Below are 26,740 nucleotides of genomic sequence, written 5' to 3'. Positions count from 1 at the left end.
GATCAGCCTTTCACCGCGCCGGAGGTCAGGCCGCCGACAAGGTGTTTCTGGACGATGTAGGTGAGGGTGAGCGCCGGAATGATCATCACCACGGCGAGCGCGCACATGCCGCGCCAGTCGATGGTGAACTCGGCCGTATAGTCGAGCAGGCCGACCGGCAGCGTCTTGGCGCTCACCGAGCGGGTCAGTTGCGAGGCCAGTGCGAATTCGTTCCAGCAGGTCAGGAAGGCGAAGATGGCGGCGGATGCGATGCCCGGCCCTGCGAGCGGGAACTCGACCTGCCAGAACGCCTGCCAGCGCGTGCAGCCGTCGATCTGCGCTGCTTCCGCGAGGTCCTTCGGCACCTGGCGGAAGAAGCCGTCGATCAGCCAGATCGTGAACGGCACGTTGAGCGCGACATAGGCAAGGATCAGCCCGAAATGCGTATCGATGATGCCGAGCCGCACATAGAGGAAGAACAGCGGCAGCGACAGCGCGATGCCCGGCACCGTGCGCGTCAGCATCAGGCCGAGGAAGACGCTCGATTTGCCGCGGAAGCGGTAGCGCGCAAAGGCGTAGCCGCCGGCCATGCCGATGGCCACCGCGATGATCGTCGATGTCACCGAGATGATCAGAGAGTTGCGGAAATACTCGATCACCGGGATGCCGCCCTTGCCGATGCCGCTGAACATCGCGACATAGGCGTCGAACGAAATCTCCTGCGGGATCCACACCGGCGGCTTGGCCATGATCTCGACCGTTGGCCGCAGCGACGAGAGGACGATCCACAGGCCAGGCAGGCAGATCGTCAGCATCGCCAGGAACAGGCCGATGCGATAGACAATGCCCGTGAGCCGGCGCTTCAGGCGGGCGGAGGAATTCTCGTCCATTCTCACCACTCAGCACCGATCTGCGTGCGCGCCGCGGCGAGCTTGTTGAAGAAATAGACGGTGAAGGCGATCGACAGCAGGATCGAGAAATAGGCCATGGCGTTGGCCATGCCCATGCGCCCATCGCTATAGGCGGTGCGCGCCACCAGCGTCCAAAGCAGCTCGGTACGGCCCGCCGGTCCGCCATCGGTCATGATCTTGACGATGTCGTAGGCGCGCGCGACGTCGAGCGAGCGGATGGTCATGGCGATATAGGCGAAAGGCATGACGAACGGCCACGTCACATAGCGGAATGTCTGCCATGGCGTGCAGCCATCGACACGCGCCGCCTCGATCGGCTCCTTGGGCATGGCCAGCAGGCCGGCGAGGATCAGGATGGCGAAGATCGCCGTCGACGACCAGATTTCGGCGATCGAGATGGCAATGAAGGCGAGGTGGCTTTCGATCAGCCACGGTATCGCATCCTGGGTGATGCCGAGCGACTGCAGGGCATTGTTCACCAGGCCGATATTGTCGTTGAACATGAACTTGAACTGGAAGCCGACGAGGATCGGCGAGAACATCATCGGGAACATCATCAGCGTGCGCAGGATGCGCTGGCCGCGCGTCGCCTTCTCGACCAGCATGGCCAGGCCGAGGCCGAGCAGCATCTCGAGATTGAGCGCGATGGTCAGCAGCAGCACCGTGCGGCCGAACGCCCACCAGAAATCCGTGTTCGACAGGATCGAAAGATAGTTCCTGATGCCGATGAAGACGTAAAATGTCTCGGGCCGAGTCAGACGGAACGGCGTGAAACTGGAATAGAGCGACAAAAGCAGCGGCACGACGACCACCGCTGCCAGCACGATCATTGCCGGAAGCAGCAGCAGGAATGGCGCGGATGGCTTGAAGCCCTTCATCGGGATCCTGTGAGATGTTGCATTCGACTATCGGTGCCTCTTCTTCGTTGAGGCCCGTGCCGGAGAGCGGAACGGCTGTCGTGGATCGACCAAGCGCTCCCGCCCCGGCAAGGCGCGATCGCCTCCCCCATTGCTGATGGGGGAGGCCGTCTAGGGAGCCGCTTCTAGAGCTTGCCGGCGTCTTGGAGGATCTGCGTCGCCTTGGCGGCGGCTTCGTCCAGTGCCTGCTTGGAGGTCTTGTCGCCGAGGATCGCCGCCTGCAGCTCGGGGTAGACGGCGTTCGAGATTTCGATCCATTCAGGCGTCTGCGGCACGGCGAAGGCGTGCTTGGCCTCTTCCTGGAAAGCCGCAAGAACCTCCTTCTTGTAAGGGTCGTTTGCTGCTTGCTGGAGATCCCAGTCCCACACCGCGGTGCGGGTCGGCAGCGGACCTGCGGCGGCCTCGAGCTTCTGGCTGTCCTCGTTGGTCAGCCACCACACCAGGGAAGCCGCGGCCTCCTTGTTGGGGCAGTTCTCGGTCACCGAGAAGCCATGGAAGCCGGACCAACCGGTGCGCTTGCCGGAAGAACCCTTCGGCGCAACCTTGACGCCGACATTGCCGGCGACCTTCGACGATTTCGGATCGTTGAAGAAGCCGGCCCAGCCCGGCCAGTCGAGATTGATGGCGACGGTGCCGGAAGCAAAGCCCTGACCGAGATCGTCCCACAAATAGTTGGTCGTCCCGGCCGGCACTGCCTTGGCCTTGTAGAGGTTGACGAACCAGTCGAGCGCCCGGATGCCGGCCTCGGAGTTGAAGACCGGCTTGCCGTCCTTGTCGAGATATTCGCCGCCTTCGGCGACCACCATCTCGTAGAAGCGGCCGTTGATCGCCTCTTCCTTGCCGGCGAACTGCGTGCCGTAGAAATTGGGCGGGTTGGCGAAGAATTCTGCCTGGTCGGTGACTTCCTTCCAGGTGTCCGGCGGCACCAGGTCGTAGCCGTATTTCGCCTTGAACTTGGTCTTGTTGTCGGCGTTCTCGTACAGGCTCTTCTGGTAGTAGAGCGCCGAAACGTCGAACTGCGCGCGAGGCAGCATCTCCAGCTTGCCGTCGATGGTCGCCGCCTTGATCGTCGAAGGCACGAAGGCGTCGATCTCTTCCTTGGGCAACAGCTTGCTGAGATCGGTGTAGAGGCTCGTATACTGCGGCGCGAACGACGAATGGTTCCAGCCGACGCACCAGTTGGTGCTGCCCGAAGCGATGTCGGACTTGAGCTCCTTGTCGATGTCGAAGCCGTTCTTCTTGGTCAGGATGTTGACCTTGGCGCCGGTCAACTTCTCCCATTCGGGGATGCGCTCGTAGAGTTTTTCATATTGCTGGCCACCGATCAGCTTGGCGTCGATGGTGACGCCTTCGAACTTGCCGGGCAGGTCGCCGGCAAGGGCAGTGCCTGCACCGAATGCAAGCAACAATGCGCCGGCGGACACGCCGGAAAGCAGTCTGTTCATTGGTATCCTCCCTTGGTGCGCCTCAGCGGCGACCGCAACTCGTCTGATGACAAGAAGTGCTACATTCATATACAAACAAAACATTTATGGATACGTCAAGGCGAAATTTGTTTCCGTCGGCAGCATTCCTGCGTATATGAAGAATCGAATTCACTGGAGAGATGACCCATGGACGACAGCGAAGACGAGCGCTATCGCGCGCCTGCGCTCGACAAGGGGCTCGACATCCTCGAACTGCTGGCGGGCGTCGACGGTGGCCTGACGCAGGCCGAGATCGCCAAGAAACTCGACCGTAGTCCCAACGAATTCTACCGCATGCTGGACCGGCTGGTGCGGCGCGGCTACGTCACCAGGCTGGATGGCGACCGCTATTCGCTGACGCTGAAGCTGTTCGGCCTGGCGCAACTGCACGCCCCGGTGCGGCGGCTGGTTTCCTATGCCACGCCGCTGATGCGTGAACTCGCCGAAACGTCTCAGCAGGCCAACCAACTCGTTGTTTTTGATCGCGGTTCCGCCGTCGTGATCGGCCAGCAGGAGGCGCCGAATTACTGGGGTATCTCGATCCGGGTCGGCTCCCACATCAGCCTGTTCGACACCGGGTCGGGTCATGTGCTGCTCGCCTTCCGTTCGCAGGAAGAGCGGCAGATGATGATTTCCGAACATGTCCGCAGCACCGACAAGACGGCGCAATCGGCCGAGTTCTTCGCCCGGCTCGACCAGATCCGCGACCGTGGCTACGAGATGATGGCCTCGATGCAGACCGCCGGTGTCTTCAACCTGTCGGCGCCGGTGCGCAGTTCCGACGGCAAGGCGATCGCGGCGCTGTCGATTCCCTACATCACCGTCGTCAACGCGCCTTCTGCGCCAGACATCACCAGGACCATCGAGTTGCTGCTGGTCACGGCCGAAAAGCTGTCGCACCTGGCCGGATCGGCCGTCGGCTCATCTACGTAAATTCTTATTTGAATGAAGAATTCCTCTGTGAGATGATTTGAAAAAGCCCGGAGGAGGGGCCACCATGATCATCGACACCCATCTGCATCTCATCGATCGTTCGGTGCTGCGCTATCCCTGGCTTGCTGGGGTGCCGGCGCTCAACCGCGATTTTTCCTACGACGAATACGTCGTGGAAGCCCACCGCGTCGGCGTCGAACGCGTGCTGCATATGGAGGTCGATGTCGATCCCGCCGACATCGAGGCCGAGACCGCTCGTGTCGAAGGATTGTCGCGTCAGCCCGGCAGCATGCTGGCCGGAGTGATCGCGTCTTGCCGGCCGGAAGAGGCGGATTTTGCAACCTATCTCGAACGGCAGCGAACAAATCCCTTCGTCAAAGGGTTCCGCCGTGTCCTCCATGTCGTGCCCGACGATCTCTCGGAAGGCGCGCTGTTTCGTGACAACATCAAGCGGCTTGGCGGCACCGGCCTGACCTTCGATCTTGTCGTGCTGCCGCACCAGATTCCCAAGGCGATCACGCTTGCCGACCTGGCGCCCGACGTCCAGTTCGTCCTCGACCATTGCGGCGTCCCCGACATCAAGGGCAATGGCGAGCATCCATGGCGCGAACACATAAGCGAGATTGCGCGGCGTCCGAACGTGATCGCCAAGGTTTCCGGTGTCGTCGCCTATGCCGACCCCGGCAGCTGGACGGCCGAGACGCTGCGGCCTTATGTCGAACATACCATCGGTGCGTTCGGCTGGGACCGCGTCGTCTGGGGCAGCGACTGGCCGGTCTGCACGCTCGGCGGCGGCCTGTCGACCTGGGTGGCGGCGACCCATGCGCTGCTTGCCGGTTCCAGCGTCGATGAACGCGACAGGCTGTTGTCCGCGAATGCCCGCAAGCTGTGGCGGCTCGACTAGTCGGGCCCGTTTACGTTCCACCAGCAGCACCGGGCGCCGGAAAGCTCTCCCGGAACAGGCGATTGAGGTCTGCAACGACCTGGGCGGCCTGATGCCCGGAGGTCATGCCGGAAAGGATGCGGTCGGACGCCGCCTGCTGGAACGCCATATAGCCGTCGTGGCGCGGCCGCACCCATGCGCCCTCCAGCGTCGCACGCGTGTCCCTGTAGAAATCGCCGGTCCCGGCGTTGACGGTCTGATCCTCCCAGGCCTCGGCATGGCCTGGCTGACCGCCCGCGGCGGCATAGGTGCTGCGCTGCACGTCGCCGGTGGCGACCCAATAGGCGAAGTCGGTCGCGGCATCTTTCGCCTTGGAAAAGGCTGACACCGCGATGCCGGTGCCACCAAGCGCCGAACCGACAGGGCCGGTGGAACCGATCATCGGAATATCGGTGAAGGCCAGGCGATGCGCGCGAAATCCCGCTACCGCATAGGAGACGTAGCCATAGATCAGCGGCGTGCAGACGATCCTGGAATCCGGCTCTGCCATGCGTTCCGAGACGGCGATCGGATCCATGTCGAAGCAGGCCGGCTCGACCAGTGCCGCGATCTCGCGCATCGTTTCGAAGACTTCGCATCCGGTCCCGATGTCAATGAGATCGCGGGACGGATCGGTGGCGCAGGGATGGCCGAGATTGCCGGCCAACGTGTAAAAGGTCATCAGTGAATGGGGCGGCCGCAACGGCAACAGCACGCGTCCTTGCCGCGCGAGTTCGAGCACGTCGCTCCAATGCGATGGCGGTGCACCGAGCGCATCCGGTCGCCATGCCTGGACTTGGCTGGCCGCATCGATCGGGAAGGCCCATTGCCGACCTTGCCAACTGTAGCTCGGATAGGATTGGCCGACGCTGCCCGAGGCAAGCGCCGCGCGCTCCGCTTCGCGGCCGGCGACATCCAGCGGCTCAAGGCAGCCCTCCGCCGTGATCTGGCCGACATGCGGATGGTCGATGACGATAAGGTCATAGGCCCGCGCCAGTTCCTCGACCGGGAAGGACTCGAAATCCTGCAGCGAGCGCTTGTCCCATTCGATCGCAACGCCGGTCATCTGCTTCCATAGGGACGAGCAGGCGACCATCGGATCGTAGCCGCGCGGATGGCTCCAGGTCATGCCCCTGAGGGTGGGCTTGAGCGGGCCCACGCTCACAGCCCGAACTCCTCGCGGATTGCCGCACTGTGCTCGCCGATGCGCGGTGCTGCCCGGTCGACCTTGGCCCTGATACCATCGACCCTGAGCGGCGAGCTGGTGGTCAGGATCGACACGTTGTCCTCGCGCGTCACCGTCTGCAGCATGTCGAGCGACTGAAACCCCTCGCTTGCCAGCATTTCCGGCCAGGTCAGCACCTTGGCGCACCAGATGTCGGCCGGCTCGAGGATTTCAAGCCACTCGTCAATGGTCTTCGTGGCGATCCTTTGCGCGATGATCGCCTTGATGTCGTCGCGCGCGGTGAACCAGGATGCCGGTTTGTCGCGATAGGGCGCCAGTTCGCTGAGCGCCAGCAGGTCGGCCAGTTTGGGGATCGGCGTCATGGCGATAGCGAGATAGCCGTCCTTGGCCGGATAGACGCCATAGGGCGCCGACAGATAGGCGTGCGCGCTGCGGAAGTTGGAGCGCCTGGGCAAGCGGCGGCCATCGTTGAGATGCGTCGTCAGCACCTCGAACTGGAAATCGACCAGCGCTTCCAGCAGGCTGGTCTCGATATGGCTTCCCTGGCCGGTGATGCCGCGCCGCACCAGCGCCGCCAGGATGCCTTGCGCGCAGGCGGCACCCGCCAGCATGTCGCCGATGGCAAGGCCGAACGGCACCGGCCCCTGGTCCTCGTCGCCGTTCAGCCACATCACGCCGGAGCGCGACTGGGCAAGCAGATCCTGGCCCGGCCGCTTGACCCATGGGCCGTCCTCGCCATAACCGCTGATCGAGGCATAGACGAGCCGCGGGTTGATCTTGCGGACCGCCTCGTAGTCGAGCCCCAGCCGTTCGATGACGCCCGGCCGGAAATTCTGGATCAGCACGTCGGTCTTGGCCAGAAGAGCTCGCAGCGCCTTGAGGTCGGCCTCGTTCTTGAGGTCGATAGCAAAACTTTCCTTGGCCCGGTTGATGGCATGGAAGATGGTGGAATCGCCGCCGATCTCGGTATCGCTGAGGTAGAGCCGGCGCGACAGGTCGCCGCCATCCGGACGCTCGATCTTGATGACGCGGGCGCCGAGATCAAGCAGCCTGAGCGAGCAGTAAGGCCCGGACAGGAACTGGCTCAGGTCGACGACGACGAGACCGGCTAGCGGCAATTCGGCTGCTGCCGGCATCGCTATTTCTCCGTCTTGCCGACAAAGTCGGCCGGGTTGCGGTATTTCACCGTCTGCAGATGTTCGCAATAGAGAACGAGTTCGCCTTCGCCCTTGAACACCTCGTAGCTGGCGCGAACCAGCCCCATCTCCTTATAGCGGGGCTTCTTGTCGAGGTTGGAGCGGATCGAATAGATCGTGTCACCAATGAAGACAGGCTTTATGAAACGGAGTTTATCGTAGCCATAGGAAAAGGCGTTGATGCAATTGGTGGCGACCAGCCCGAGACCGGCCGAAAAGACGAAGGCACCGGCGATCAGCCGCTTGCCGAAAATGCCTTCGGTCTCGGCAAACATCTGGTCCTGCACATAGGGGTGGATGTCGAGCACCAGCGTGTTGAAAAGGTGGCTGTCGCCTTCCGCCATAGTGCGCCGCAGCGAGCGGATTTTCTGGCCGACGGGCCAGTCCTCGTAGAACCAGTTTTCGGCGTTCCACACCGGCAGGGCGGCGTGTTCTTCAGGCATATTGTTGGGATACGTCGAGGCGACGCCGACAGTGGGCGCGAAGTCGGTCATGGCTGGATCCGCCAGCCGTGCGCGAGGTACGGCACGACTGTCTGAACACGCATCAAAGCGCCTGAATGCACGACGTCTCCTCCCGTCAATCTTCTTTTGTAAATAGTATTTTCACATATGGGGTTGCGTTGCAAGCGTGAACAGGTGAAATTTTGGCGGCTCCCGCGCACCCAAGCGCTGGCGGGCAGGGAGGAAACATGGGTGACACCTGTCTGGTCTTTGTCGGCAGCCTGAACCGTGAGGCGCCCTATTTTCAGGGCGCGCGCGGCGTCGGTCTCGGTGTCTACAGCGTCGATGAAACGACGCTTGAAGTGCAAAAACTGGCCGAGACCAATGACGTCGACAATCCGACATTCCTGTCGGTGACGCCAGATGGCACACACGTCTATGCCAATTCGGAAGTCTTCACCTGGCGCGAGGGAACCGTCTCCGCCTACAGCTTCGATCGTGCTTCGGCCACGCTTACCTATTTGAACAAGCAGCCTTCGCTGGGCAGCATCACCGCGCACAACACCATCACCCGCGACGGGACGAAGCTGCTGGTCGCCAATTACGGCATGGGCGAGGGCGGCCAGGACCGCGCGGTGGCGATCTATGGCTTCGAGAAGAACGGCGCACTGTCAGCGCCGCTGGCCAGCGTTTCGCATAAAGGCGCAGGCCCCAACGCGGCACGTCAGGAACGTTCGCACGCCCACAGCGTCACCGAAACCATCGCTGGGGGAACAGCCATCGTCGCCGACCTCGGCATCGACCGGCTGGTGTCCTACCGGATCGGGCGCGATGGCAGCTTGAGCAAATCAGCCGAATCCGCTTTGCCACCAGGCTCTGGTCCGCGCCATCTCGCCCTGCACCCGAACGGTCGCTTCGTCTTTGTCATGAACGAGCTGGATTCGACGGTGCTGTCGATGGCGCTGGACGAAGCGAGCGGCAAGCTCACGATCATCGATGCCAAGCCGGCGGTGCCGGCGCAGGCGCGCGACAGCAACCACTGCGCCGATATCCAGATCTCGCCGGACGGCCGTTTTGTCTACGGCTCCAACCGTGGCCATGACAGCGTGGTCATCATGGCGGTCGACCAGCAGACCGGTACGCTGAGCCTGGTCGGCCATGTGCCTTGCGGTGGTGCGACACCGCGCAACCTGGCGCTGACGCCGTCAGGTGGCCATCTGTTCTCGGCCAACCAGAATGCCGACCGCATCTCGATCTTTGCCCGCGACGCCGAAAGCGGCATGCTGACCGACACCGGACAGGCCATCGAGATCGGCACGCCGATGTGCGTCAAGATCGTGCGTTGAGCGCGCGCAACTGATCTGCATCGAAGCCTCGGACAAAACCGACCAGGGCTCAAGCCTGTTGTATTGCCGACAGCTTCCAGTTCGAGCCATTCTCACGCATGAATGTCCACAGCTCGGTCGTCTCTGTCGGATGATCATCGTCGCCCTCGACGACCTTGCCGCTGGCCCGTTCGCGCGTCACGTCACGAGACTCGTAGCGCAATGCGGCCGTGGCGTAGTCGCGGTCATCCTCGCGCCAGCTTTCCGCGATGTCGGCCTGCAGCAAGGTGACGTCCGTTACCTCGTTCCTGAGACCTTTCTGGGCATTTTCGGCCAGCTCTTCGGACAGATAGGACACCATCTCGGGGGTCACCGCCCGGCGCAGAGCGGCATGGTCTTCGCGCCCGAATGCTTCCTGGACATCAGTCAACAGCTGCTGGAATGCATCGAGGTCGGTCTGGGCCAGCGTGATCTCCTCAGAACCGGTGGCCGGGGAGCCTCCATCCGAACTGCCGCCGAAGCCGGGAATTGTGAAGGAGCGTTGAGTGTCAGTCTGCGGCTCTGCCGTTGCGCGGTTCTCAAATCTCGAAACTTGGGCATTGGAAGCTTGGGCATTGCCGGCACCGGCGAGGGCAGGACCACCCGCGGATTGCGACCGGAAGAAGCGAATAGCCAGCATGATTGCGCCACCTATGAGTAGGGCCTGAAGCAAGAAACCGAACATGCCGGCCAGGCCGCCGAAGCCCTGGCCCACGAGCAGGCCGATCAGGCCGCCGAGCAGCAGGCCGCGCATCATTGTTCCACCGAAGCCGCTCATGAAGCCGGGCCTCTGCAGGCCGGCCTGCGGTTGCCGGGCCGCTGTGTTCACGCCGGTGTTGGGCGTCATCGAACGCTCGACCGGAGCGGTCGGCGCTGGTGCGGTTCTGGTCGGTGGTGCCGATTGGAACGTCCGCGTGCCACGGCTGCCGAAACTGCCGCCGCGGCGAGCCTCGGCATGATCCATCGCGACCATCGAGAATGCAAGGAACAGGCCTGCAAAGAGGACGGCAAATCGGCTCGTGCGAGAAATCATCGGGGATGAACCTTTATCGATGTAGTTTCGGAAAATTTCAGCAATCGCCGCCCCGGGTAACCGGGCGTCATGCTGTCAATCGAACAACTCTTCGAAAAATGATTTCTTCCGCTTCGGATAGCGGTGACCCTGCGAACGGGAATAATCGTCGCCGCCGCCCTGGCCATGTTGCGGCTGGGCGAATGCTGCCGGGTGTGGCTGCGGCGCGGGCGCCGCTTCCCTGCCGGAACGCTCAATTATCTTGTCGAGTTCGCCTCGATCAAGCCAGACGCCGCGGCACTGCGGACAGTAATCGATCTCGATACCCTGGCGTTCGCTCATCACGAGCGCGACGCGGCAGGAGGGGCAAACCATACCAAGGAGGGAAGATGTCATGCGGGGCTCCGAACCAAAAAGGAATGAGCCCGCTTGACCGAAAAGGATGGAAACGGGCCCGTTATAGCGGTCCGACATCACAATCGCCAAAAGCGACAGTCAGAGGGGCCCGGCCCGCACCAGACAATTAAGAACGCAGAGCCGCGCCTTCAAGGGTGATGTTGCCTGCAAGAATGATTTGTTGCCATCGCAGGCTTTGGTCATGTCTGAGCGTGGCGGTCCGGTGCCTGAACTGATGACGGGGATTGCTCAGACCGTAACGACGATCTTGCCGAACTGCTCGTTCGATTCCAGGAAGCGATGCGCCTCGACGATCTGCTCGAAGGGGAAGGTTCTGTCGATGATCGGCTTCAGCGCTCCGGCCTCCAGGCCTTCGAGGATGAATGCCTTTGCGGCTTCCAGTTTCGCAGGATCGCCGGTGATCTCGTGAACCAGGTAGCCGCGCAGCGTCAGTGTCTTGGTCAGTACGGCGGGCAGTGGGAATGGCGTCGGCTCGCGGCTCAAGCCACCATACTCGATGAGAATGCCGCCCCGTGACATCCCCGCCGTCAGCGGCTCGAAGATCGGCCCGCCGATCGGATCGAACACGACGCGCACGCCCTGCGGCCCGGCGAACTCGTTCAGCCGTGCCGTAAGATCCTCCTCCGCTGAGGCCACGACAAAAGCCGCGCCGGCATCAATCAGGGGCTGCCTCTTAGCCGATGTCCGCGTCACCGCAATCGCGGTCGCACCAACCCTGTTGGCGATCTGGATCGCGGCAAGCCCGACACTGCTCGATGCAGCGGTGATGACGACAGCATCTCCGGCATGCAGATTTGCGATATCGATCAGCGCGCCATAGGCGGTGAGATATTGCATCCATACGGCGGCCGCCATTGGCCAGTCGAGCGACGAAGGGTGCTTGACCACGAGCCCGGCGGGATAGGTGGCAATCTCGCCATAGGCGGGCCAGCGGACCATCGACTGCGGCGGGATGACACTGACGCAGTCGCCTGGCGCGAAATCCTTCACACCGTCGCCCACCGCCTCGACGATACCAGCCGCTTCCAGGCCAAGCCCAGAGGGCAGCGTCGGCGTCTCGATATAGGCGCCCGCACGCAGCAGCGCCTCGGCGCGATTGAGGCCGAGCGCCTTGACTCGGATTTGAACTTCGCCCGGTCCGGGTCGAGCAAGCCTAACATCCTCGATACCGAGAACCTCGGGGCCACCATGCTGGTGAAAGCGAACTACACGTGCCATTCGGAAACTCCAAATTATCTGTACCGAATGAGCTATGCAGCCAAGGTTCTCAGCGATAAATTGCTGTACAGATAGAACAGTAGAAATCAGGAGTTCCGAATTATGGATCGGCTCGAGAGCATGGCGGTGTTCGTCAGGGCGGTCGACCTCGGCTCGTTCGCGGCCACGGCGATCGCGCTCGATCTGTCCGGACCGATGGTCGGCAAGCATGTCCGGTTTCTCGAGGAACGGCTGGGCGTACGGTTGCTCAACCGCACCACGCGCCGGCAGAACCTGACCGACTTCGGACGTGCCTACTATGAACGCTGCCGCATCGTGCTGGCCGAAGCCGATGCCGCCGACGCGCTCGCCGCCGACCAGTTTTCAGAACCACGAGGGAAACTGCGCGTCACCATGCCGGCGCATTTCGGCCGCCACTGCGTGACCCCCGTGCTGCTGCGATTGGCACGGCAACATCCGATGCTGGAACTCGACCTGTCGCTCAGCGACCGCTTCGCCGATCTCGCCGAGGACGGCTACGATCTTGCCATCCGCACCGGTGTCCTGGACGACAAGGCCGGGGTGATCGCGCGCCGCGTCGCCCGGCAGGGCATGGTCGTCTGCGCGGCGCCCACCTATCTCCAACGCCACGGCGAACCGCGACGGATCGGGGATCTCGCCGACCACCATGCCATCGTCTACCGCCGGCTTGGCCAAATCGTTCAGCCGTGGCTGTTTGCGCGCGAGGGACAACGCGTGCAGGAGATCACGCCAACCGGCCGGCTGCGGCTCGACGATCTCGATGCCATCGCCGATGCCGCCGCCGAAGGCGTGGGTCTTGCCTGGCTGCCCTACTGGCTGGTCCGCGAGCGCATCCAGGCTGGCGCGCTGGTGGCGCTGCTGCCGGATGAGCCGCGATATCTCTACGACTGTTATGCACTTTGGCTGCAGACGCCGCATCTGCCTTTGAAGGTGCGGCTGGCCGTCGATGCATTGGCGGCTGCCTTGCCGAAATCGATGGGCTGACGGCAAGCGTCGCCATCGGACGTCTGCGCGGCTCAGGCTTTTTCCGCTACAGTTTGCAGTAAGGTGTTACCGGTGCGATGACGCCGAAATCCCTAGCGATCTCATAGCCGATGCCGTCGGCTATTCTCTCGACCATTGCAATCCGGAGTAGATGCTCGTGTCTCAGTCCTCGCCTGCAAATGCCTTTGCCGATGCCAGCACTTCGTCACAGCAGCACGCCCTGCTCGAGCGCCGCGCCAGGCTGCTTGGGCCGACCTATCGCGCCTTCTACCGCAACCCGATCCATCTGGTGCGCGGCAGCGGCGTCTGGCTCTACGATGCCCAGGGCCGGAAATTCCTCGACGCCTACAACAATGTCGCCTCGATCGGCCACTGCCATCCGCGCGTCGTAGAGGCGCTGTCGGGGCAGGCTGCGACGCTCAACACGCATACACGCTATCTCAGCGAGATCATCCTCGACTATGCAGAGAAACTTCTCGGCACCTGTCCGCCCCATCTCGGCCACGCCCTGTTCACCTGTACCGGCAGCGAGGCCAATGACCTCGCCATTCGCATCGCCCAGCATTCCAGCGGTGGCACCGGGGTGATCATCACCGACTTCGCCTATCACGGCGCTACGATCGCGACGGCGCAATTGTCGCCGGCCGCGGTTGGGACGAAAGCCGTGCCCGCACACCACCGCACTGTCGCAGCGCCGGACACGTTCCGCGACCGTGGCCGCGCCGCGCGCGATTTTGCCAAGAATGTCGCCGCCGCCATTGAAGACATGCGGGCGGGAAATATCCGTCCGGCGGCTCTGCTTCTCGACTCGGCCTTTTCCAGCGACGGCATTTTCTTTCCCGATGCGGCGGTGATGCGCGAGGCGACGGATCACGTCAAAAAGGCAGGCGGCATCGTCATTGCCGATGAGGTCCAGTCCGGCTTTGGCCGGCTCGGCCAGGGCATGTGGGGTTTCGCCAATTATGGCATCGAGCCTGACATCATCACGATGGGCAAGCCGATCGGGGATGGGCATCCGATGGGCGCGGTGATCGTGCGGCCGCAGCTTGTCGCCTCCTTCGGCTCGAACACCGGCTATTTCAACACGTTTGGCGGCAATCCGGTTGCGGCCGCCGTCGGCATCGCCGTTCTCGAGGTGATCGAGGGCGAGGGGCTGATCGAGAATGCACGCATGGTCGGCGCCTATACGGCTGACCTGCTGCGCACTCTGAAGACACGGCACGGCATGGTTGCCGATGTCAGGCACAACGGCCTTTATTTCGGCGTCGAGTTGATGGCGGGGGGCGACGAGGCACTGGCCGCCACCAAGACATCGGCGGTTGTTGAAGCCATGCGCGAAGACGGTGTGCTAATCTCGTCGTGCGGTCCACGCCGCAATGTGCTGAAGATCAGGCCGCCTCTGCCCTTTGCCAGGGACAATGCCGAGCAACTGGCCGAGACGCTCGATCGCGCACTGTCCCTGCACGACCAGTCGTAATTGACCTATCTCGTCTCGTCCAACCAGTCGCGCAGCATGCTCCAGCCGAGCAGCATGTTGGGCGCATGCCGAAGCAAGCCATGGAACGGGATCTGTGCCGGCAGCGCGAACGGTAGCGGCAAATCACGGGCATCGGCTCCAGAGGCCCAGTCGGCCAGCACCTTGCCCATCGCCGTCGTCATGGCAATGCCGCGCCCGTTGCAGGCGCGACCGGCGATGAGCCCGGGCCCAAGGTCCAGGAGGTGCGGCAGGAAATCCGGCTCGACCGCGGCCATTCCCGACCAGCTATGGGCAAGCGGCGGCAACTCGGGCAGGTCGAGATGCCGGCCAAGCCGTCGCCAGATCGCCTGCGGTACGCGCGTGTCGGCGCCGGCGCCAAGGATATGCATGCCGCCGCTGATCAGCCGGTTTCCGGCGTCGAAGCGGAAGGTGAAGAGATTGCGCCTGGTGTCGCCGACGCCTTGCCCACCGGGCAAGAGACGCGTGCGGATTTCGCGCGGCAGTGGCGCGGTGGCGATCTGGAAAACCTTGAGCGGAATATAAGTTCGATGCAGCAACGGATTGAGCGACACGCCATAGGCGTTGGTGGCGATCAGCACCTTACCGGCGCGCACCGAGCCTGATGGCGTCTCCAGCGTCCAGCCATCCGCCGTGCGATCGACCGATGTGACCCGCGTCTGCTCGAAGATGCGCGCGCCGGCCTTCTCGGCCGCATCGGCCAGCCCGCGGGCGTATTCGACTGGATTGAGCACGCCGCCAGAACGATCCATCCAGCCGCCGACATAGCCCTTGGCGCCCGTCAGTGCTTCGACCTCCTGCCGGTCCAAGGTGACGGCCGGGCGGCCGCGCTGCGCCCATTGCCCGGCGCGGGATTTGACCTTCTCGAACGCGGCGAGCGAATGCGCCGGCTGGATCCAGCCGCTCTGCACTGCGTCGCAATCGATGCCGTGCCGGCGGATCAGACCGAAGACCAGATCGGCGCTGCTCGCGGCGAAATCGATCAGCCTTTCGCCACGCTCGGGTCCGAGATGGGCCAGTATGTTGACCGGGTCCATCCTGGCAAAGTTCGGCACGACGAAGCCGGCATTCCTGCCGGTCGCACCCCAGGCGATGACTTCGGCCTCGAGAACGGCAACGGAAAGCCCTTTGCCGGTGGCGTGCAGCGCTGTCGATAGGCCGGAAAAGCCCCCGCCGACTATGGCGAGGTCGACATCGAGCCCGCCTTGCAGCGCCGGCCGGTCACGGTGGTTGCGGCTGACAGCACGCCAGAGCGAAGCGTCATGCGCTTCCTGCCGGACCACCGCATTCATAACTGGGAATTGCTCTTGGTCGCAACGATCTTCGCCCGCTTGCCATACCATGGCCGCCGCGGCCGGTCGCCGAACAGGCCGTTCGGTCGGATCAGCAGGATCACGCACAGCATGACGCCGATGGCGGCGATCTGCAGGGCGGCGGCGCGGGCCTGTTGTTCCGGCGGAAACAGCACGCTGGTCAACGTGCCAGATCCGGCCCATATCGCCCAGACCAGGATGCTGCCGATGACGGCGCCGAGATTGCTGCCCGAGCCGCCAACGATCAGCATCACCCAGACCTGGAAGGTCAGGATCGGCAGATAATTGTCCGGTGCGATGAAGCCGGTGAAATGCGCTTGCAGCGCGCCGGCCAGCGCCATGATGGCGCCGCCGACGGCAAAGGCCTGGACGCGATAGAAACGCGCGCTCTTGCCCAGCGAGATCGCCGCCCGCTCGTCCTCGCGCAGCGCCTTCAGCACGCGCCCCCAAGGGCTGCGCGACAGGTGCTCCAAGGCGAGATAGGCAACCATCGTCACCACCGAGACGACGGCAAGGTTGGACAAGTTGAACAGCAGGGGTGTCTCGGCGAGGCTGCCGAAGGGGCGCGGGATGAAGCCGATGCCGAACGGGCCACCGGTCAGCCTCTGCGCGTTGAGCGCGACCAGTTGCACGACGACGGCGACGCCGAAGGTGGTGATTGCCAGATAGTCGGATCGCAGACGCAGCGTCGCCATGCCGGTAAGTGCTGCGGCGATGCCGCCGACGACCATGGCACCGAGCCAGCCGATAACGATCGGCAGGCCGAAGCCGCCGAGCCGCGCGGCATCGTCAGGGGTGGTCAGCAGGGCCGAGGTGTAGGCGCCGATGGCGACGAAGCCGGCGAGGCCGACATTGAACAGGCCGGTCAGTCCCCATTGCAGATTGAGCCCCAGCGTGACCAGCGAAAAGATCAGCGCGGTGGTCAGGAAAAAGGCGCCGTAGCCGAGCAGATCCATCAGCGTTCCCTCACACCAAACAGGCCGATCGGCCGCACGAACAGCACCGCCATCAAGATGATGAAGGAGACGGCGGCGCGCCATTCGGCGCCGATCATCTGTACTGCGCCGGCTTCGGCGAGCCCGATGATCAGGCCGCCGAGCACGGCGCCGGGAATGCTGCCGATGCCGCCGAGAATGGCTGCGGCGAACATCGGCAGCAGCATGTCGAAGCCCATGAACGGGCGGATCTGCACCAGAATGCCGATCATCACGCCGGCGACGCAGGCCAGAGCGCCGCCGATGATCCAGGTGACGCGCACCACGCTGGCGACGTCGATACCGACGATGCGGGCCAGTGCCGCGTTCTGGCTCAAGGCCTGCATCGAGCGGCCGGTCTGCGTCCGCGTCATCAACAGATGCACACCGAGCACCAGCACAGCAGTCAGCAGCAACAAGGCGATCTGGTCGGGCGTGATGCGGATGCCAAAGCCGACCGGCATGGCGATCTGGATCGCCCGGCTGAAATAGGTCGGCCGCGAGGTGAAGGTGAATTCGAGCAGGCTTCTGAGCGCCATCGAGGCACCGAAGCTCGCCATAACCACGATGATCGCCTGGCCCTGCGAGCGCAGCCGCGCGAACAGCACCTTGTCGAGCAGCAGCGCCAAGAGGGCGGTGAATGCCATGCCGACGACCAGTGCGACAATGAGCGGCCAGCCGAAGGACAGCGGAGCGATCGGCGCCACTTTGCCGAAGGTAGCGCCGATGGCGCTGACGACGGCCAGCGTCGCATAGGTGCCCCAGGCCATGAAGTCGCCATGGGCGAAGTTGGAGAACCGCAGGATCGAATAGGTGAGCGTCACGCCGATGGCGCCAAGGCCGATCATCGAACCGGTCAGCAGTCCGTCGACGACGAATTGCAGGCTCATGCCGCGCCTCCTTTCCCGGTCTGCGACGTCTTTTCTGCCTTGAGGGGGCGCTGGCCGAGATAGAGTTCGGCGACGACCGGGTCGTTCCACAGTTCGGAGGCAATGCCCTCGTGCCGGTCTTTGCCTTCAACCAGCACATAGGCGCGGTCGCCGATGGCAAGCGCTGCCTTGGCGTTCTGTTCGACCAGCAGGATGGTGACGCCGGACTTGCGGATGCCGGCCAGCATCTCGAACACCATCGACACGAATTTCGGCGACAGGCCGGCCGACGGCTCGTCCAGCACCAGCACCTTGGGATGGACGATCAGCGCCCGCGCGACGGCGAGCATCTGCCGCTGTCCGCCCGACAGATTGCCGGCGGCGGTGCGGCGCTGACGGAAGAGGTCGGGGAAGGCACCATACATCTCCTCGATGCGGGCAGGGATTTCACGCCGCTCGAGGATGCCGCAGGCAACCTTGAGATTGTCTTCGACCGACATCAGCGGGAAGATGTTTTCGGTCTGCGGCACGAAGGCAAGACCGAGACGCACCATGGTGTGGGCCGGTGCGGCAGTGATGTCCTTGCCGTCCAGGAACACCTTGCCGCCGGTGATCGGGACGAGGCCGGCAATCGCCTTGATGAAGCTCGACTTGCCGGCGCCATTGGGGCCGAGCACGACGACGATCTCGCCCTTGCTTACGGTGATCGAGGCGCCGCGCACGATCGGCACGCCGGGCTCGTAGCCGGCCTCGAGACTGCGGACATCGAGGACGATATCATTCATGCCGTGCCTCCGAGATAGGCCTCGATGACTCGCGGATCACGGGCGACCTGTTCCGCCGTGCCTTCGCTGAGCAACTGGCCGCTCGCCATGACGAGGACGCGATGGCAGAGCCGCGTCACCATGTCGATGTTGTGCTCGATCAGCAGGAAGGTGATGCCGCGCGCGTTGATGTCGCGGATGCGGTCGATGATGACTTCGAGCAGCGTTGCGTTGACGCCCGCCGCCGGTTCGTCGAGCAAAATGATCGCCGGGTCGGCCATCATGACGCGGGCGAGTTCGAGCAACTTGCGCTGGCCGCCGGAAAGCACGCGCGCCGGCTCATGCGCAAGGTGGGTGAGGGTGACGAGTTCCAGCAATTCGAGCGCCTTGGTCCTGGCGGCTCTCTCCTGCGCCGCCACCCGCCATGGCGTGACGAAGTTGGCGAGCAGTCTTTCGCCGGCCTGACCCTGCGCCGCCAGCATGATGTTTTCGATCAGTGTCAGATTGGGCAGCGGGCGCGGGATCTGAAAGGTGCGGCCAAGGCCGCGGCCGATGCGCAGATGTGCGGCTTCGCCCGAAACGCGCGTGCCGTTGAGAAGGATCTCGCCGCTGGTCGGCAGGATGCTGCCGGCGAGCAGATCGAACATCGTCGTCTTGCCGGCGCCGTTCGGCCCGATCAGGCCGAGGATTTCTCCCGCCCTGACATCAAACGAGACATCGTTGACGGCGACGAGGCCGCCGAACCGCCTGACGACGTTGCTTGCCGTCAGAACCGCCGCATGGGTCTCCTGCCCCTGCTGTTCCGCTGCCTCGCTCATCAAACCCTCTGGCCGAAGACGATCGTTGCCGTCTCCTGATTTTTGATTTGTGATCACACTTGCTTTGATCACGCTATTCGGCTTTAATTTCCTCTGCAAGCCGAAAACCGCCAAGAACGGAAATCCATGCAAAAGGCTGCCATCGAAAAGAACAACGAGGCGATCGCGGCGCAGCTTGCGCCGGTCGGCCGCGAAACCGTGCAGGATCGCGTCTATTCGGAGCTACGCCGCGCCCTGATCGGCGGCCTGTTCGAGCCGAGCCAGGTGCTGACCATTCGTGGGCTCGCCGATGCGCTGGTCACGTCGACCATGCCGGTGCGCGAGGCGCTCGGCCGGCTGATCACGGAAAAGGCGCTGGAGGCGCTGCCTAACCGTTCGGTGCGGGTGCCGCCGATCACTCTGGAACGCCTCGACGATCTCTTGCGTGCTCGCATCCTGATCGAGGGCGAGGCCATCGCGCTGGCCGCCGCCCGCATGGGGCCGCGCCAGATAGCCACCATCGAAACCATTCTCGGCGAATGGGATGAGATGCGGGCGCTGAAACACAAGAAGGATGTCGATCGAGAAGTGACGCTCAACCAGAGCTTTCACTTCGAGATCTACCGCTCCTGCGGCTCGGCCGTGCTGATCCCGATGATCGAGAGCCTGTGGCTGCAATCGGGCCCCTGCATTCGTGTCGCCATCTACGCCTTCTCGGAAGCCGGCGAGGTCGACACAGCCCAGTATCACCGGCGCATCGTCACCGCGCTGGCCAGGCAGGATGCGCAGGCGGCACGGGAATCGCTGGTTGCCGACATCAGCCGGCCCTTCACCTTCCTGCGCAGCAAGCTGCAATCCGCCGCCGCGAAAGACCAGACATGACCGCCATCAGGATCACCGAGCCGCGCTCAAAGCTATCCGTGACGGCGCTGTTGCTGCCGGAGAAGGCGCCGGAAAACGCGGCCTTCCTCTCGGCATATCTCGGCTCCCCACGCGTCGTCCCGGGCATCCATGCGATGTGGACAGGGCCGGAAATCTCCTGTCCGGTTCCCGCCGCCGATCTCGAGGGGCAGGCCTATGCCAGGCCCTTGCCGGCCGAGAACGCGACGCTGACGCCGCAGCCGGGCGACATCGTGCTGTCCTATGTGCCGCCGCGCATGTGGGGCGGCAATCCCAATGCGATCTTCGACATCGGTCTCTACTACGGGCAGGGCGCGCGGCTCTTGTTTCCGATCGGCTGGCTCGCCGGCAGCGTGGTGGCGCAAGTGCGCGCCGAAGAGCGCGACCGGTTCGCCGCCGCTTGCGGTGTCATCCGCCGCAATGGCGCCTGCGACGTCACCTTCAGCCTGGTGGAGGTCTGAAATGGCCGGCGACGGTTTCGAACTCTTCGATCTTCGCGTCGAGGCGGTCATTCCGGAGGGCAAGCCGATCTATTGCGGCGCCAAAGCCGGCGACTATTTCGAGCTGAAGGGCGAGATGCTGTCGATGCCGGCCGGCCAGGGTTTTTCGATCTATTCGATATCGGCCGTGTTGCCGCTGCTGGCCGCCAAGCAGCGCCCCACCCACCCCAATGACTGGATGACATCGGACGCCGAGATCGCTTGTCCCGATCCCAATTGCGCCAGCCGGCTGAGGATCGTCAGGGGGGCCAAGCGGCGGTTCAGCCATGCCGAGACCACGGCCGTGCCGCTGCCGAAGGAGAATGACGACAAATGAGTGCCAAGACCTTCGAACTCGGCCCCGGCTACACGATCTCGCGTGTCATTCGCGGCGGCTGGCAACTGGCCGGCGGGCATGGTGCCATCGACCGCCAGCAGGCGGTGGCCGACCTGATCGCCACCTTCGATGCCGGCATCTGGACCTATGATTGCGCCGACATCTACACCGGCGTCGAGGAACTGATCGGGGCCGCGCGCCTGCGGCTGGCCGGCGAGCGCGGCCTCGACACCGCCGCCAGGATGAAAGTGCACACCAAGCTGGTGCCCGACCTCGAACGGCTAGCCGGCATCAGCCGCGACTACATCAGGGCCATCGTCGACCAGTCGCTGCGCCGACTGAAGACCGAGCGGCTCGATCTCGTGCAGTTCCACTGGTGGGATTATGCGCAGCCTCGCTATGTCGAGGCGATGGGCTGGCTCAACGAGCTTCGGCTTGAGGGTAAGGTGCGCAATCTCGGCACCACCAATTTCGACACGCCGCGGCTCGCCGAAATCCTCGCTGCCGGCATCCCGCTGGTCAGCCAGCAACTGCAATATTCCGTGCTCGACCAGCGGCCGGGCAACAGCCTTGCCGCACTCGCCGCGAAAAACGGCGTCTCCTTCCTCTGCTATGGATCCGTCGCCGGCGGCTTCCTCAGCGACAGATGGCTAGGTGTGGCCGAGCCTGCCACGCCGCTCGAAAACCGCTCGCTGGTCAAATACAAGCTGATCATCGATGACTTTGGCGGCTGGGACCTGTTCCAGCAACTGCTCCAAGTCCTGAAGGCCGTCGGCGACCGCCACGGCGTCGATATCGCCACCATCGCCAGTGCCTGGGTGCTTGAACAGCCGCAAGTGGCGGCCGTCATCGTCGGCGCCCGCAACCAGGCGCATGCGCTGGCCAACGCCGGCATCATGGACGTTGCGCTCGATGCCGAGGACCGGGCGCGGATTGCGGCCGTCATTGCACAAGGCTCCGGCCTCGAGGGTGATGTCTACACGCTGGAGCGCGACCGCCATGGCCGCCACGGTTCGATCATGCATTACAACCTCAATGCGGGGAAGCAATGAGCGGCGAACCCTCCCTGTTTTCACGCGCAAGCGCCGAAGTCGTCGACCTGCATCGCTTCTTCGTCGACTGGTTCGTCGCCGCGCGGGCCAACACAGTGGACTTCACTCGCTTCGAGCGTGTCATGGGCGAAGGCTTCGCCATGGTCGCGCCGGACGGCCAGATCCTCGATCGCGACGCGGTCGTCGATCATGTCCGCACCAGCCGCGCGACTTGCGACGACGGCTTCTCCATTTCGATCGACGACATCCGGCCTGGCTGGCAGGATGCCGACACGATCGTCATCCTCTACGTCGAGGCGCAGCTGCGGGGCGGCCAGCACAGCCGCCGCCAATCCAGTGCCGTTTTCACCACCAGTTCATCGGCGCCCAACGGCGTCCTATGGCGACATCTGCATGAAACCTGGCTGCAGGTGCCGGAACGCTGAACAGGCCAGAGCATCGGACCAAAAAGTGCGAAGCGGTTTCTGGGCAAAATCCGATGCTTGAACAAAGACACATGTAATCCAGTTCGTGTAGCTCAAAGGGGAACAACAATGAGAAAGACGATACTCCAACTCACCACCGCGCTCGCTCTCGTGACGATGGCAGGTGCCGCACAAGCCGCCGACTGCAAGATCACCGTCGGCCTCGTCATGGAATTGACCGGCCCGGCAGGCGAATACGGCCAGGCCGGCGCCAAATCGGTCGAGATGGCCTTCCGTGACATCAACGCCGCCGGCGGCGTGCGCGGCTGCGACCTGGCGACCGACACGCGCGACAGCCAGAGCCAGGGCAACATCGCGGTCGATGCAGCCACCCAGCTGGTTCAGGTCAAGAAGGTGCCGGTGATCATCGGCGGCATCATCTCGTCTGTGTCGATCCCGATCCTGACCTCGGTCACGGCACCGGCCAAGATCGTCCAGGTGTCGCCGGCATCATCCTCGCCGACGCTGACCGCTCTCGGTCGCGACGGCAAGACCAACGGCATCTTCTTCCGCACCATCACCTCGGATGCGCTGCAGGGCGTCGCCGCCGCCAAATATGCCATCGACAAGGGCTTCAAGAAACTGTCGATCATCCATGTCAACAACGACTTCGGCGTCAACATGGTCGCCGAATTCTCGCGTGCCTACAAAGCGCTCGGCGGGACAATCATCTCCGACACGCCCTACAACGAAAAGCAGTCGAGCTATGCTTCTGAGGTGACGGCGGCGATGGCCGGCGAGCCGGACGGGCTCTACCTCGTCAGCACCCCGGTCGACGGCGCAACGGTTGCCCGCACCTGGATCTCGCAGGGCGGCGTGCAGAAATTCCTGCTCAATGACGGCATGAACAGCCCGGACTTCATCGAGTCCGTCGGCGCCGATTATCTGAAGGAAGCCTATGGCACGTCGTCCGGCACCAGCCCGACCGCCTCGACGGAGTATTTTACCAAGAACTACAAGGAATTCTCCGGCATCGAGCCATCCAATCCGGCGGCCGACCGTTCCTATGATGCCGGCGCCATCGTCGGGCTGGCCATCGCCATTGCCGGCTCCGAGGACCCGGCCAAGATCAAGGATGCGATGTACAAGGCGGTCGACCCGGCCGGCACGCCGATCTTTGCCGGCAAGGAAGAGTTCGCCAAGGCACTCGGGTTGATCAAGGACGGCAAGCCGATCCGCTACGAAGGCGTCATCGGCCCGGTCGCCTTCGACAAGTATGGCGACATCACCGGCCCGTTCCGGTTGTGGAAAATCGTCGACGGCAAGGTGACGACCGACGGTGAAATGACCACCGACGACGTCAACGCGCTGCAGGCCAAACTTCAGTAAGACGGCCCTATTGTCCGGCGTCGATCCATCGTGATCGACGCCGGGCGGCCGCCTGTCCCGCATTGTCCAAGGAGGATCATGCGGACGATGTCGCTTGCATGGAGGATTTGACCGGCAGGCGATCGTGATTAGGATTGGCCGATGTCGCCTGAAACCCAAAAGCTTCTAACTGCTCTCGACGGTCGGCTGGGCGCGGGCAGTGTGCTCGCTGGCTCCGACGTTGACCAGCGTTATCGCGACGATCCCGACGGCAAGTTCGGTGCTCTCCCGGAAGTGGTGCTGCGCCCGCGTGACACCGACGGTGTCGCGGCAGCACTCGCCGCATGCAACCGCCTCGGCCAGCCGATTGTCGTGCAGGGCGGGCGCACCGGGCTGACCGGCGCCGCGCGTGTGCAGCCGGGCGAGGTCGTGCTGTCGCTGGAGCGCATGACCGGCCTTGCCGTTCCGGATCGCCAGGCTGCCAGCATCGTCGCCGAAGCGGGCGCAACGCTGCAGGCGGTGCAGGAAGCAGCCGACGGCGCCGGGCTGATGTTCGGCGTCGATATCGGCGCGCGGGGATCGGCCACGGTTGGCGGCAATGTTGCCACCAATGCCGGCGGTATCCGCGTGCTGCGCTACGGCATGTACCGGGCGCAGGTGCTCGGTCTGGAAGCCGTGCTTGCCGATGGCAGCGTGCTGACATCGCTAAAAGGTCTGCCCAAGGACAATTCCGGCTACGACCTCAGCCAGCTCTTCATCGGCTCGGAAGGGACTCTTGGCGTCGTCACACGTGCCGCGCTCCGGCTGCATCCGAAGCCGGTGTCCGAGGTGAACGCCTTCTGCGCCCTCTCTTCGCTCGATGCGGCGATTGCCCTGCTTGGGCTGCTACGGCAAAAGCTCGGCCCACTCCTGTCCGCCTATGAGGTCAACTTCGCCCCGCTCTATGACGCCATGGTCGCCAGCATGGACATGCCGGCACCGCTGCCGGCGGGCTCATCCGTCTACGTGCTGGCCGAGATCCAGGGCAGCGAACCCGAACGTGACGGCGAGCGCTTCGCCGAGGTCTTGATGCAGGCGGTCGAGGATGGCGTGGTCGACGACGTCGTCCTCTCGCAGTCGCCGCGCGAAGTCCGGACGCTGTGGGCCGTGCGCGAGGACGCCAATCGCGTCCTGTTTTCGATCAAGGGCTTGGTCGGGGTAGACATCAGCATCCCGCTGGCGCGGATGGGAGCTTTCCTGCGGAACGCGGATGCTGCCATCCATGCCATGGATTCCGGCGCCGACATCTATGTCTTCGGTCATCTCGGCGACGGCAACCTGCACTACCAGGTTCGCACGGCGGATCCGGCGGCGGCATACGACATCGTCTATCGCGCCGTGGCGGCTGCCGGCGGCGGCGTTTCGGCCGAACATGGCATCGGCCTCGACAAGAAGAAGTGGCTGCATCTGGTCCGCAGCGACGCCGAGATCGCCACGATGCGGCGACTGAAGGCAGCCCTTGACCCCAGGAACATCCTCAATCCGGGGCGGGTCTTCGACCTCAGCCCTCCGGGTCAGAACGGATAATGCTGGCCCGGATCCTCGATCGTTACCCAGCGCAAATCGGTGAACTCGGCGATCGATGCCTTGCCGCCGAAGCGGCCGTAGCCCGAGCCCTTGACGCCGCCGAACGGCATCTGTGCCTCGTCGCCGACGGTCGGGCCGTTGATGTGGCAGATGCCGGCTTCGATGCGCGCTGCCACCGCCATGGCGCGCTTGATGTCGCGGCTGAAGATGGCTGACGACAGGCCGTATTCGGTGTCGTTGGCGACACGCACGGCCTCGTCCTCACCCTTTACCCGGATCACCGGCTTGACCGGCCCGAAGGATTCTTCGGCATAGACGCGCATCGCCGGCGTGACATGGTCGAGCAACGTCGCTTCCACCACGGTACCGCTGCGCTTGCCACCCGCGACCAGTTTGGCACCCTTGGCGACAGCATCGGCGATGAGTTCCTCCATCTTGTCGGCCGCCTGGCTGCTGATCAGCGATCCCAGCACGACATGGCCGCGCGGATCGCCCGCCGGCAGCTTGGAGGCGCGAGCCGCGAGTTTTGTCACGAACTCGTCGGCGACCTTGTCGTCGACGATCAGCCGTTCGGTCGACATGCAGATCTGGCCCTGATGCATGAAGGCGCCGAAGATGGCGGCGTTGACCGCCGCATCGATGTCGGCGTCGTTTAGCACCAGCAACGGCGCCTTGCCGCCGAGTTCGAGCAGCGCCGGCTTCAGGTGCCGGCCGGCGAGTTCGGCGATGATCCTGCCGACCTTGGTCGAGCCGGTGAAGTTGACGCGTTTGACCCAGGGATGCGCGACCAGTGCCTCGACGATGCCGGCGGCATCCTTGGGATCGTTGGTGACGACATTGATGACGCCCTTCGGCAGGCCGGCCTCGACCAGCACCTGCCCGATCAGCCGGTGCGTGCCCGGGCACATTTCGGATGCCTTCAGCACCACCGTGTTGCCGCAAGCGATCGGCATCGCGATGGCGCGGGTGCCGAGAATGACCGGCGCATTCCATGGCGCGATGCCGAGGCACACACCGGCCGGCTGGCGGATCGCCATGGCCAGCGTACCCGGCTTGTCCGAGGGGATGATCTCGCCCGAAATCTGTGTCGTCATCGCCGCCGCTTCGCGCAGCATGTTGGCCGCCAGCATGACGTTGAAGCCGGCCCAGGGTCCGGTTGCGCCGGTTTCTTCCATCATCAGCCTGGTGAACTCGCCGACTTTCGAGGCCATGACATCAGCCGCCTTGCTCAGCAAGGCGCGGCGCTCACCCGGCCCGGTCTTCGACCACGCCGGAAAGGCGGCTGCTGCGGCTTCGACCGCGGCATTGGCATCGGCAACGCTGGCCGCTGCCGCGCGGGTCGCCAGCCTGCCGGTGAACGGGTCCATGCGCTCGTAGGAGGCCGAGCCGGACGCATCCCTTTTATCGCCGTCGATTAGAAGTCCGATATCCATGACTGTCTCCCTCGCTCCGT

Annotated in this window: 27 protein-coding genes; 12 read left to right on the top strand and 15 right to left on the bottom strand. The window is 63.9% G+C overall.

Annotation, left to right across the window (positions count from 1 at the left end):
* Window positions 1-2 precede the first annotated feature (2 nt).
* From AC1RZR_RS29405 to AC1RZR_RS29395, 3 genes are all read right to left on the bottom strand, one after another.
* On the bottom strand, window positions 3-869 hold the full coding sequence (locus AC1RZR_RS29405; RefSeq protein WP_095080845.1) for a carbohydrate ABC transporter permease: 867 nt from the start codon (window positions 867-869) through the stop codon (window positions 3-5).
* A gap of 2 nt (window positions 870-871) precedes the next feature.
* Window positions 872-1,768 (bottom strand): carbohydrate ABC transporter permease, encoded by an 897-nt coding sequence (locus AC1RZR_RS29400; RefSeq protein WP_473602544.1) that lies wholly within the window; start codon window positions 1,766-1,768, stop codon window positions 872-874.
* A 164-nt stretch (window positions 1,769-1,932) separates the two neighbouring features.
* Window positions 1,933-3,252 carry an ABC transporter substrate-binding protein gene (locus tag AC1RZR_RS29395; protein ID WP_379092163.1) on the bottom strand — a complete coding sequence of 440 codons (1,320 nt, stop codon included), beginning with the start codon at window positions 3,250-3,252 and terminating at the stop codon, window positions 1,933-1,935.
* 168 nt (window positions 3,253-3,420) lie between these two features.
* On the opposite strand from AC1RZR_RS29395, the gene AC1RZR_RS29390 reads away from it, so the two are divergent.
* Together AC1RZR_RS29390 and AC1RZR_RS29385 are read left to right on the top strand one after the other, a co-directional pair.
* Complete coding sequence (locus AC1RZR_RS29390; RefSeq protein ID WP_378923386.1) at window positions 3,421-4,206, top strand: IclR family transcriptional regulator; 786 nt, start codon at window positions 3,421-3,423, stop codon at window positions 4,204-4,206.
* 64 nt (window positions 4,207-4,270) lie between these two features.
* A complete protein-coding gene (locus tag AC1RZR_RS29385) occupies window positions 4,271-5,110 on the top strand; it encodes an amidohydrolase family protein (RefSeq protein WP_481826806.1) in 840 nt (279 codons plus the stop codon).
* Between the two features lie 10 nt (window positions 5,111-5,120).
* Here AC1RZR_RS29385 and AC1RZR_RS29380 read toward each other — a convergent pair whose 3' ends face one another.
* The 3 genes from AC1RZR_RS29380 to AC1RZR_RS29370 are packed head-to-tail and all read right to left on the bottom strand — an operon-like array spanning window position 5,121 to window position 8,004.
* The gene (locus AC1RZR_RS29380; RefSeq protein ID WP_481829141.1) at window positions 5,121-6,257 is read right to left on the bottom strand and encodes an extracellular solute-binding protein; all 1,137 of its coding nucleotides are present in this window, start codon (window positions 6,255-6,257) and stop codon (window positions 5,121-5,123) included.
* A gap of 32 nt (window positions 6,258-6,289) precedes the next feature.
* The gene (locus AC1RZR_RS29375) at window positions 6,290-7,450 is read right to left on the bottom strand and encodes a CaiB/BaiF CoA transferase family protein (protein ID WP_481826805.1); all 1,161 of its coding nucleotides are present in this window, start codon (window positions 7,448-7,450) and stop codon (window positions 6,290-6,292) included.
* Between the two features lie 2 nt (window positions 7,451-7,452).
* Window positions 7,453-8,004 carry a MaoC family dehydratase gene (locus AC1RZR_RS29370; RefSeq protein WP_477273557.1) on the bottom strand — a complete coding sequence of 184 codons (552 nt, stop codon included), beginning with the start codon at window positions 8,002-8,004 and terminating at the stop codon, window positions 7,453-7,455.
* A 197-nt stretch (window positions 8,005-8,201) separates the two neighbouring features.
* On the opposite strand from AC1RZR_RS29370, the gene AC1RZR_RS29365 reads away from it, so the two are divergent.
* A complete protein-coding gene (locus AC1RZR_RS29365) occupies window positions 8,202-9,299 on the top strand; it encodes a lactonase family protein (protein ID WP_481826804.1) in 1,098 nt (365 codons plus the stop codon).
* Window positions 9,300-9,348: 49 nt separating this feature from the next.
* Here the strand turns inward: AC1RZR_RS29365 and AC1RZR_RS29360 are convergent, their stop codons facing one another.
* The 3 genes from AC1RZR_RS29360 to AC1RZR_RS29350 all read right to left on the bottom strand — a co-directional run bounded on the left by AC1RZR_RS29360 (window position 9,349) and on the right by AC1RZR_RS29350 (window position 11,964).
* Window positions 9,349-10,350: a Tim44 domain-containing protein gene (locus AC1RZR_RS29360; protein WP_477273561.1), complete on the bottom strand. Its 1,002-nt coding sequence runs from the start codon at window positions 10,348-10,350 to the stop codon at window positions 9,349-9,351.
* 75 nt (window positions 10,351-10,425) lie between these two features.
* Window positions 10,426-10,725 (bottom strand): TFIIB-type zinc ribbon-containing protein, encoded by a 300-nt coding sequence (locus tag AC1RZR_RS29355; RefSeq protein WP_477274119.1) that lies wholly within the window; start codon window positions 10,723-10,725, stop codon window positions 10,426-10,428.
* A 249-nt stretch (window positions 10,726-10,974) separates the two neighbouring features.
* A complete protein-coding gene (locus AC1RZR_RS29350; protein ID WP_481826803.1) occupies window positions 10,975-11,964 on the bottom strand; it encodes a zinc-dependent alcohol dehydrogenase family protein in 990 nt (329 codons plus the stop codon).
* Between the two features lie 102 nt (window positions 11,965-12,066).
* On the opposite strand from AC1RZR_RS29350, the gene AC1RZR_RS29345 reads away from it, so the two are divergent.
* Both AC1RZR_RS29345 and AC1RZR_RS29340 read left to right on the top strand, forming a co-directional pair.
* Complete coding sequence (locus AC1RZR_RS29345) at window positions 12,067-12,969, top strand: LysR family transcriptional regulator (protein ID WP_481826802.1); 903 nt, start codon at window positions 12,067-12,069, stop codon at window positions 12,967-12,969.
* Window positions 12,970-13,120: 151 nt separating this feature from the next.
* Window positions 13,121-14,446 (top strand): aspartate aminotransferase family protein, encoded by a 1,326-nt coding sequence (locus tag AC1RZR_RS29340; RefSeq protein ID WP_481826801.1) that lies wholly within the window; start codon window positions 13,121-13,123, stop codon window positions 14,444-14,446.
* Window positions 14,447-14,451: 5 nt separating this feature from the next.
* Here the strand turns inward: AC1RZR_RS29340 and AC1RZR_RS29335 are convergent, their stop codons facing one another.
* The 5 genes from AC1RZR_RS29335 to AC1RZR_RS29315 are packed head-to-tail and all read right to left on the bottom strand — an operon-like array spanning window position 14,452 to window position 19,202.
* Window positions 14,452-15,756, bottom strand: a complete 1,305-nt coding sequence (locus tag AC1RZR_RS29335; RefSeq protein WP_481826800.1) for an NAD(P)/FAD-dependent oxidoreductase — start codon at window positions 15,754-15,756, stop codon at window positions 14,452-14,454.
* The gene (locus AC1RZR_RS29330) at window positions 15,753-16,736 is read right to left on the bottom strand and encodes a branched-chain amino acid ABC transporter permease (protein WP_481829140.1); all 984 of its coding nucleotides are present in this window, start codon (window positions 16,734-16,736) and stop codon (window positions 15,753-15,755) included. The genes AC1RZR_RS29335 and AC1RZR_RS29330 overlap by 4 nt, the downstream gene beginning before the upstream one ends.
* On the bottom strand, window positions 16,733-17,641 hold the full coding sequence (locus AC1RZR_RS29325) for a branched-chain amino acid ABC transporter permease (protein WP_477273571.1): 909 nt from the start codon (window positions 17,639-17,641) through the stop codon (window positions 16,733-16,735). Before AC1RZR_RS29325 ends, AC1RZR_RS29330 begins: the two co-directional genes overlap by 4 nt.
* Window positions 17,638-18,405 (bottom strand): branched-chain amino acid ABC transporter ATP-binding protein, encoded by a 768-nt coding sequence (locus AC1RZR_RS29320; protein ID WP_481826799.1) that lies wholly within the window; start codon window positions 18,403-18,405, stop codon window positions 17,638-17,640. Before AC1RZR_RS29320 ends, AC1RZR_RS29325 begins: the two co-directional genes overlap by 4 nt.
* Complete coding sequence (locus AC1RZR_RS29315; protein WP_481826798.1) at window positions 18,402-19,202, bottom strand: ABC transporter ATP-binding protein; 801 nt, start codon at window positions 19,200-19,202, stop codon at window positions 18,402-18,404. Before AC1RZR_RS29315 ends, AC1RZR_RS29320 begins: the two co-directional genes overlap by 4 nt.
* Window positions 19,203-19,328: 126 nt before the next feature.
* Here AC1RZR_RS29315 and AC1RZR_RS29310 point away from each other — a divergent pair, with 126 nt between their 5' ends.
* From AC1RZR_RS29310 to AC1RZR_RS29280, 7 genes are all read left to right on the top strand, one after another.
* Window positions 19,329-20,063, top strand: a complete 735-nt coding sequence (locus AC1RZR_RS29310; RefSeq protein WP_481826797.1) for a GntR family transcriptional regulator — start codon at window positions 19,329-19,331, stop codon at window positions 20,061-20,063.
* Window positions 20,060-20,542, top strand: a complete 483-nt coding sequence (locus AC1RZR_RS29305) for a DUF3830 family protein (RefSeq protein WP_481826796.1) — start codon at window positions 20,060-20,062, stop codon at window positions 20,540-20,542. The genes AC1RZR_RS29310 and AC1RZR_RS29305 overlap by 4 nt, the downstream gene beginning before the upstream one ends.
* A 1-nt stretch (window position 20,543) precedes the next feature.
* Entirely contained in the window at window positions 20,544-20,897 is a 354-nt protein-coding gene (locus tag AC1RZR_RS29300; RefSeq protein WP_481826795.1) for a TIGR04076 family protein, read from the top strand.
* Window positions 20,894-21,949 carry an aldo/keto reductase gene (locus tag AC1RZR_RS29295; RefSeq protein ID WP_481826794.1) on the top strand — a complete coding sequence of 352 codons (1,056 nt, stop codon included), beginning with the start codon at window positions 20,894-20,896 and terminating at the stop codon, window positions 21,947-21,949. The genes AC1RZR_RS29300 and AC1RZR_RS29295 overlap by 4 nt, the downstream gene beginning before the upstream one ends.
* Entirely contained in the window at window positions 21,946-22,374 is a 429-nt protein-coding gene (locus AC1RZR_RS29290) for a hypothetical protein (RefSeq protein ID WP_481826793.1), read from the top strand. The genes AC1RZR_RS29295 and AC1RZR_RS29290 overlap by 4 nt, the downstream gene beginning before the upstream one ends.
* Window positions 22,375-22,482: 108 nt before the next feature.
* The gene (locus AC1RZR_RS29285; protein ID WP_481826792.1) at window positions 22,483-23,742 is read left to right on the top strand and encodes an ABC transporter substrate-binding protein; all 1,260 of its coding nucleotides are present in this window, start codon (window positions 22,483-22,485) and stop codon (window positions 23,740-23,742) included.
* A gap of 141 nt (window positions 23,743-23,883) precedes the next feature.
* Window positions 23,884-25,287, top strand: coding sequence for an FAD-binding oxidoreductase (locus tag AC1RZR_RS29280; protein ID WP_481826791.1), 1,404 nt, complete (start codon window positions 23,884-23,886; stop codon window positions 25,285-25,287).
* On the opposite strand, the gene AC1RZR_RS29275 is transcribed toward AC1RZR_RS29280, so the two are convergent.
* Window positions 25,275-26,720: an aldehyde dehydrogenase gene (locus tag AC1RZR_RS29275; RefSeq protein WP_481826790.1), complete on the bottom strand. Its 1,446-nt coding sequence runs from the start codon at window positions 26,718-26,720 to the stop codon at window positions 25,275-25,277. The genes AC1RZR_RS29280 and AC1RZR_RS29275 overlap by 13 nt on opposite strands.
* Between the last annotated feature and the right edge of the window lie 20 nt (window positions 26,721-26,740).

It is taken from the genome of Mesorhizobium bavaricum (assembly GCF_056781655.1).
This window is presented reverse-complemented; position numbering and strand designations above follow the sequence as displayed.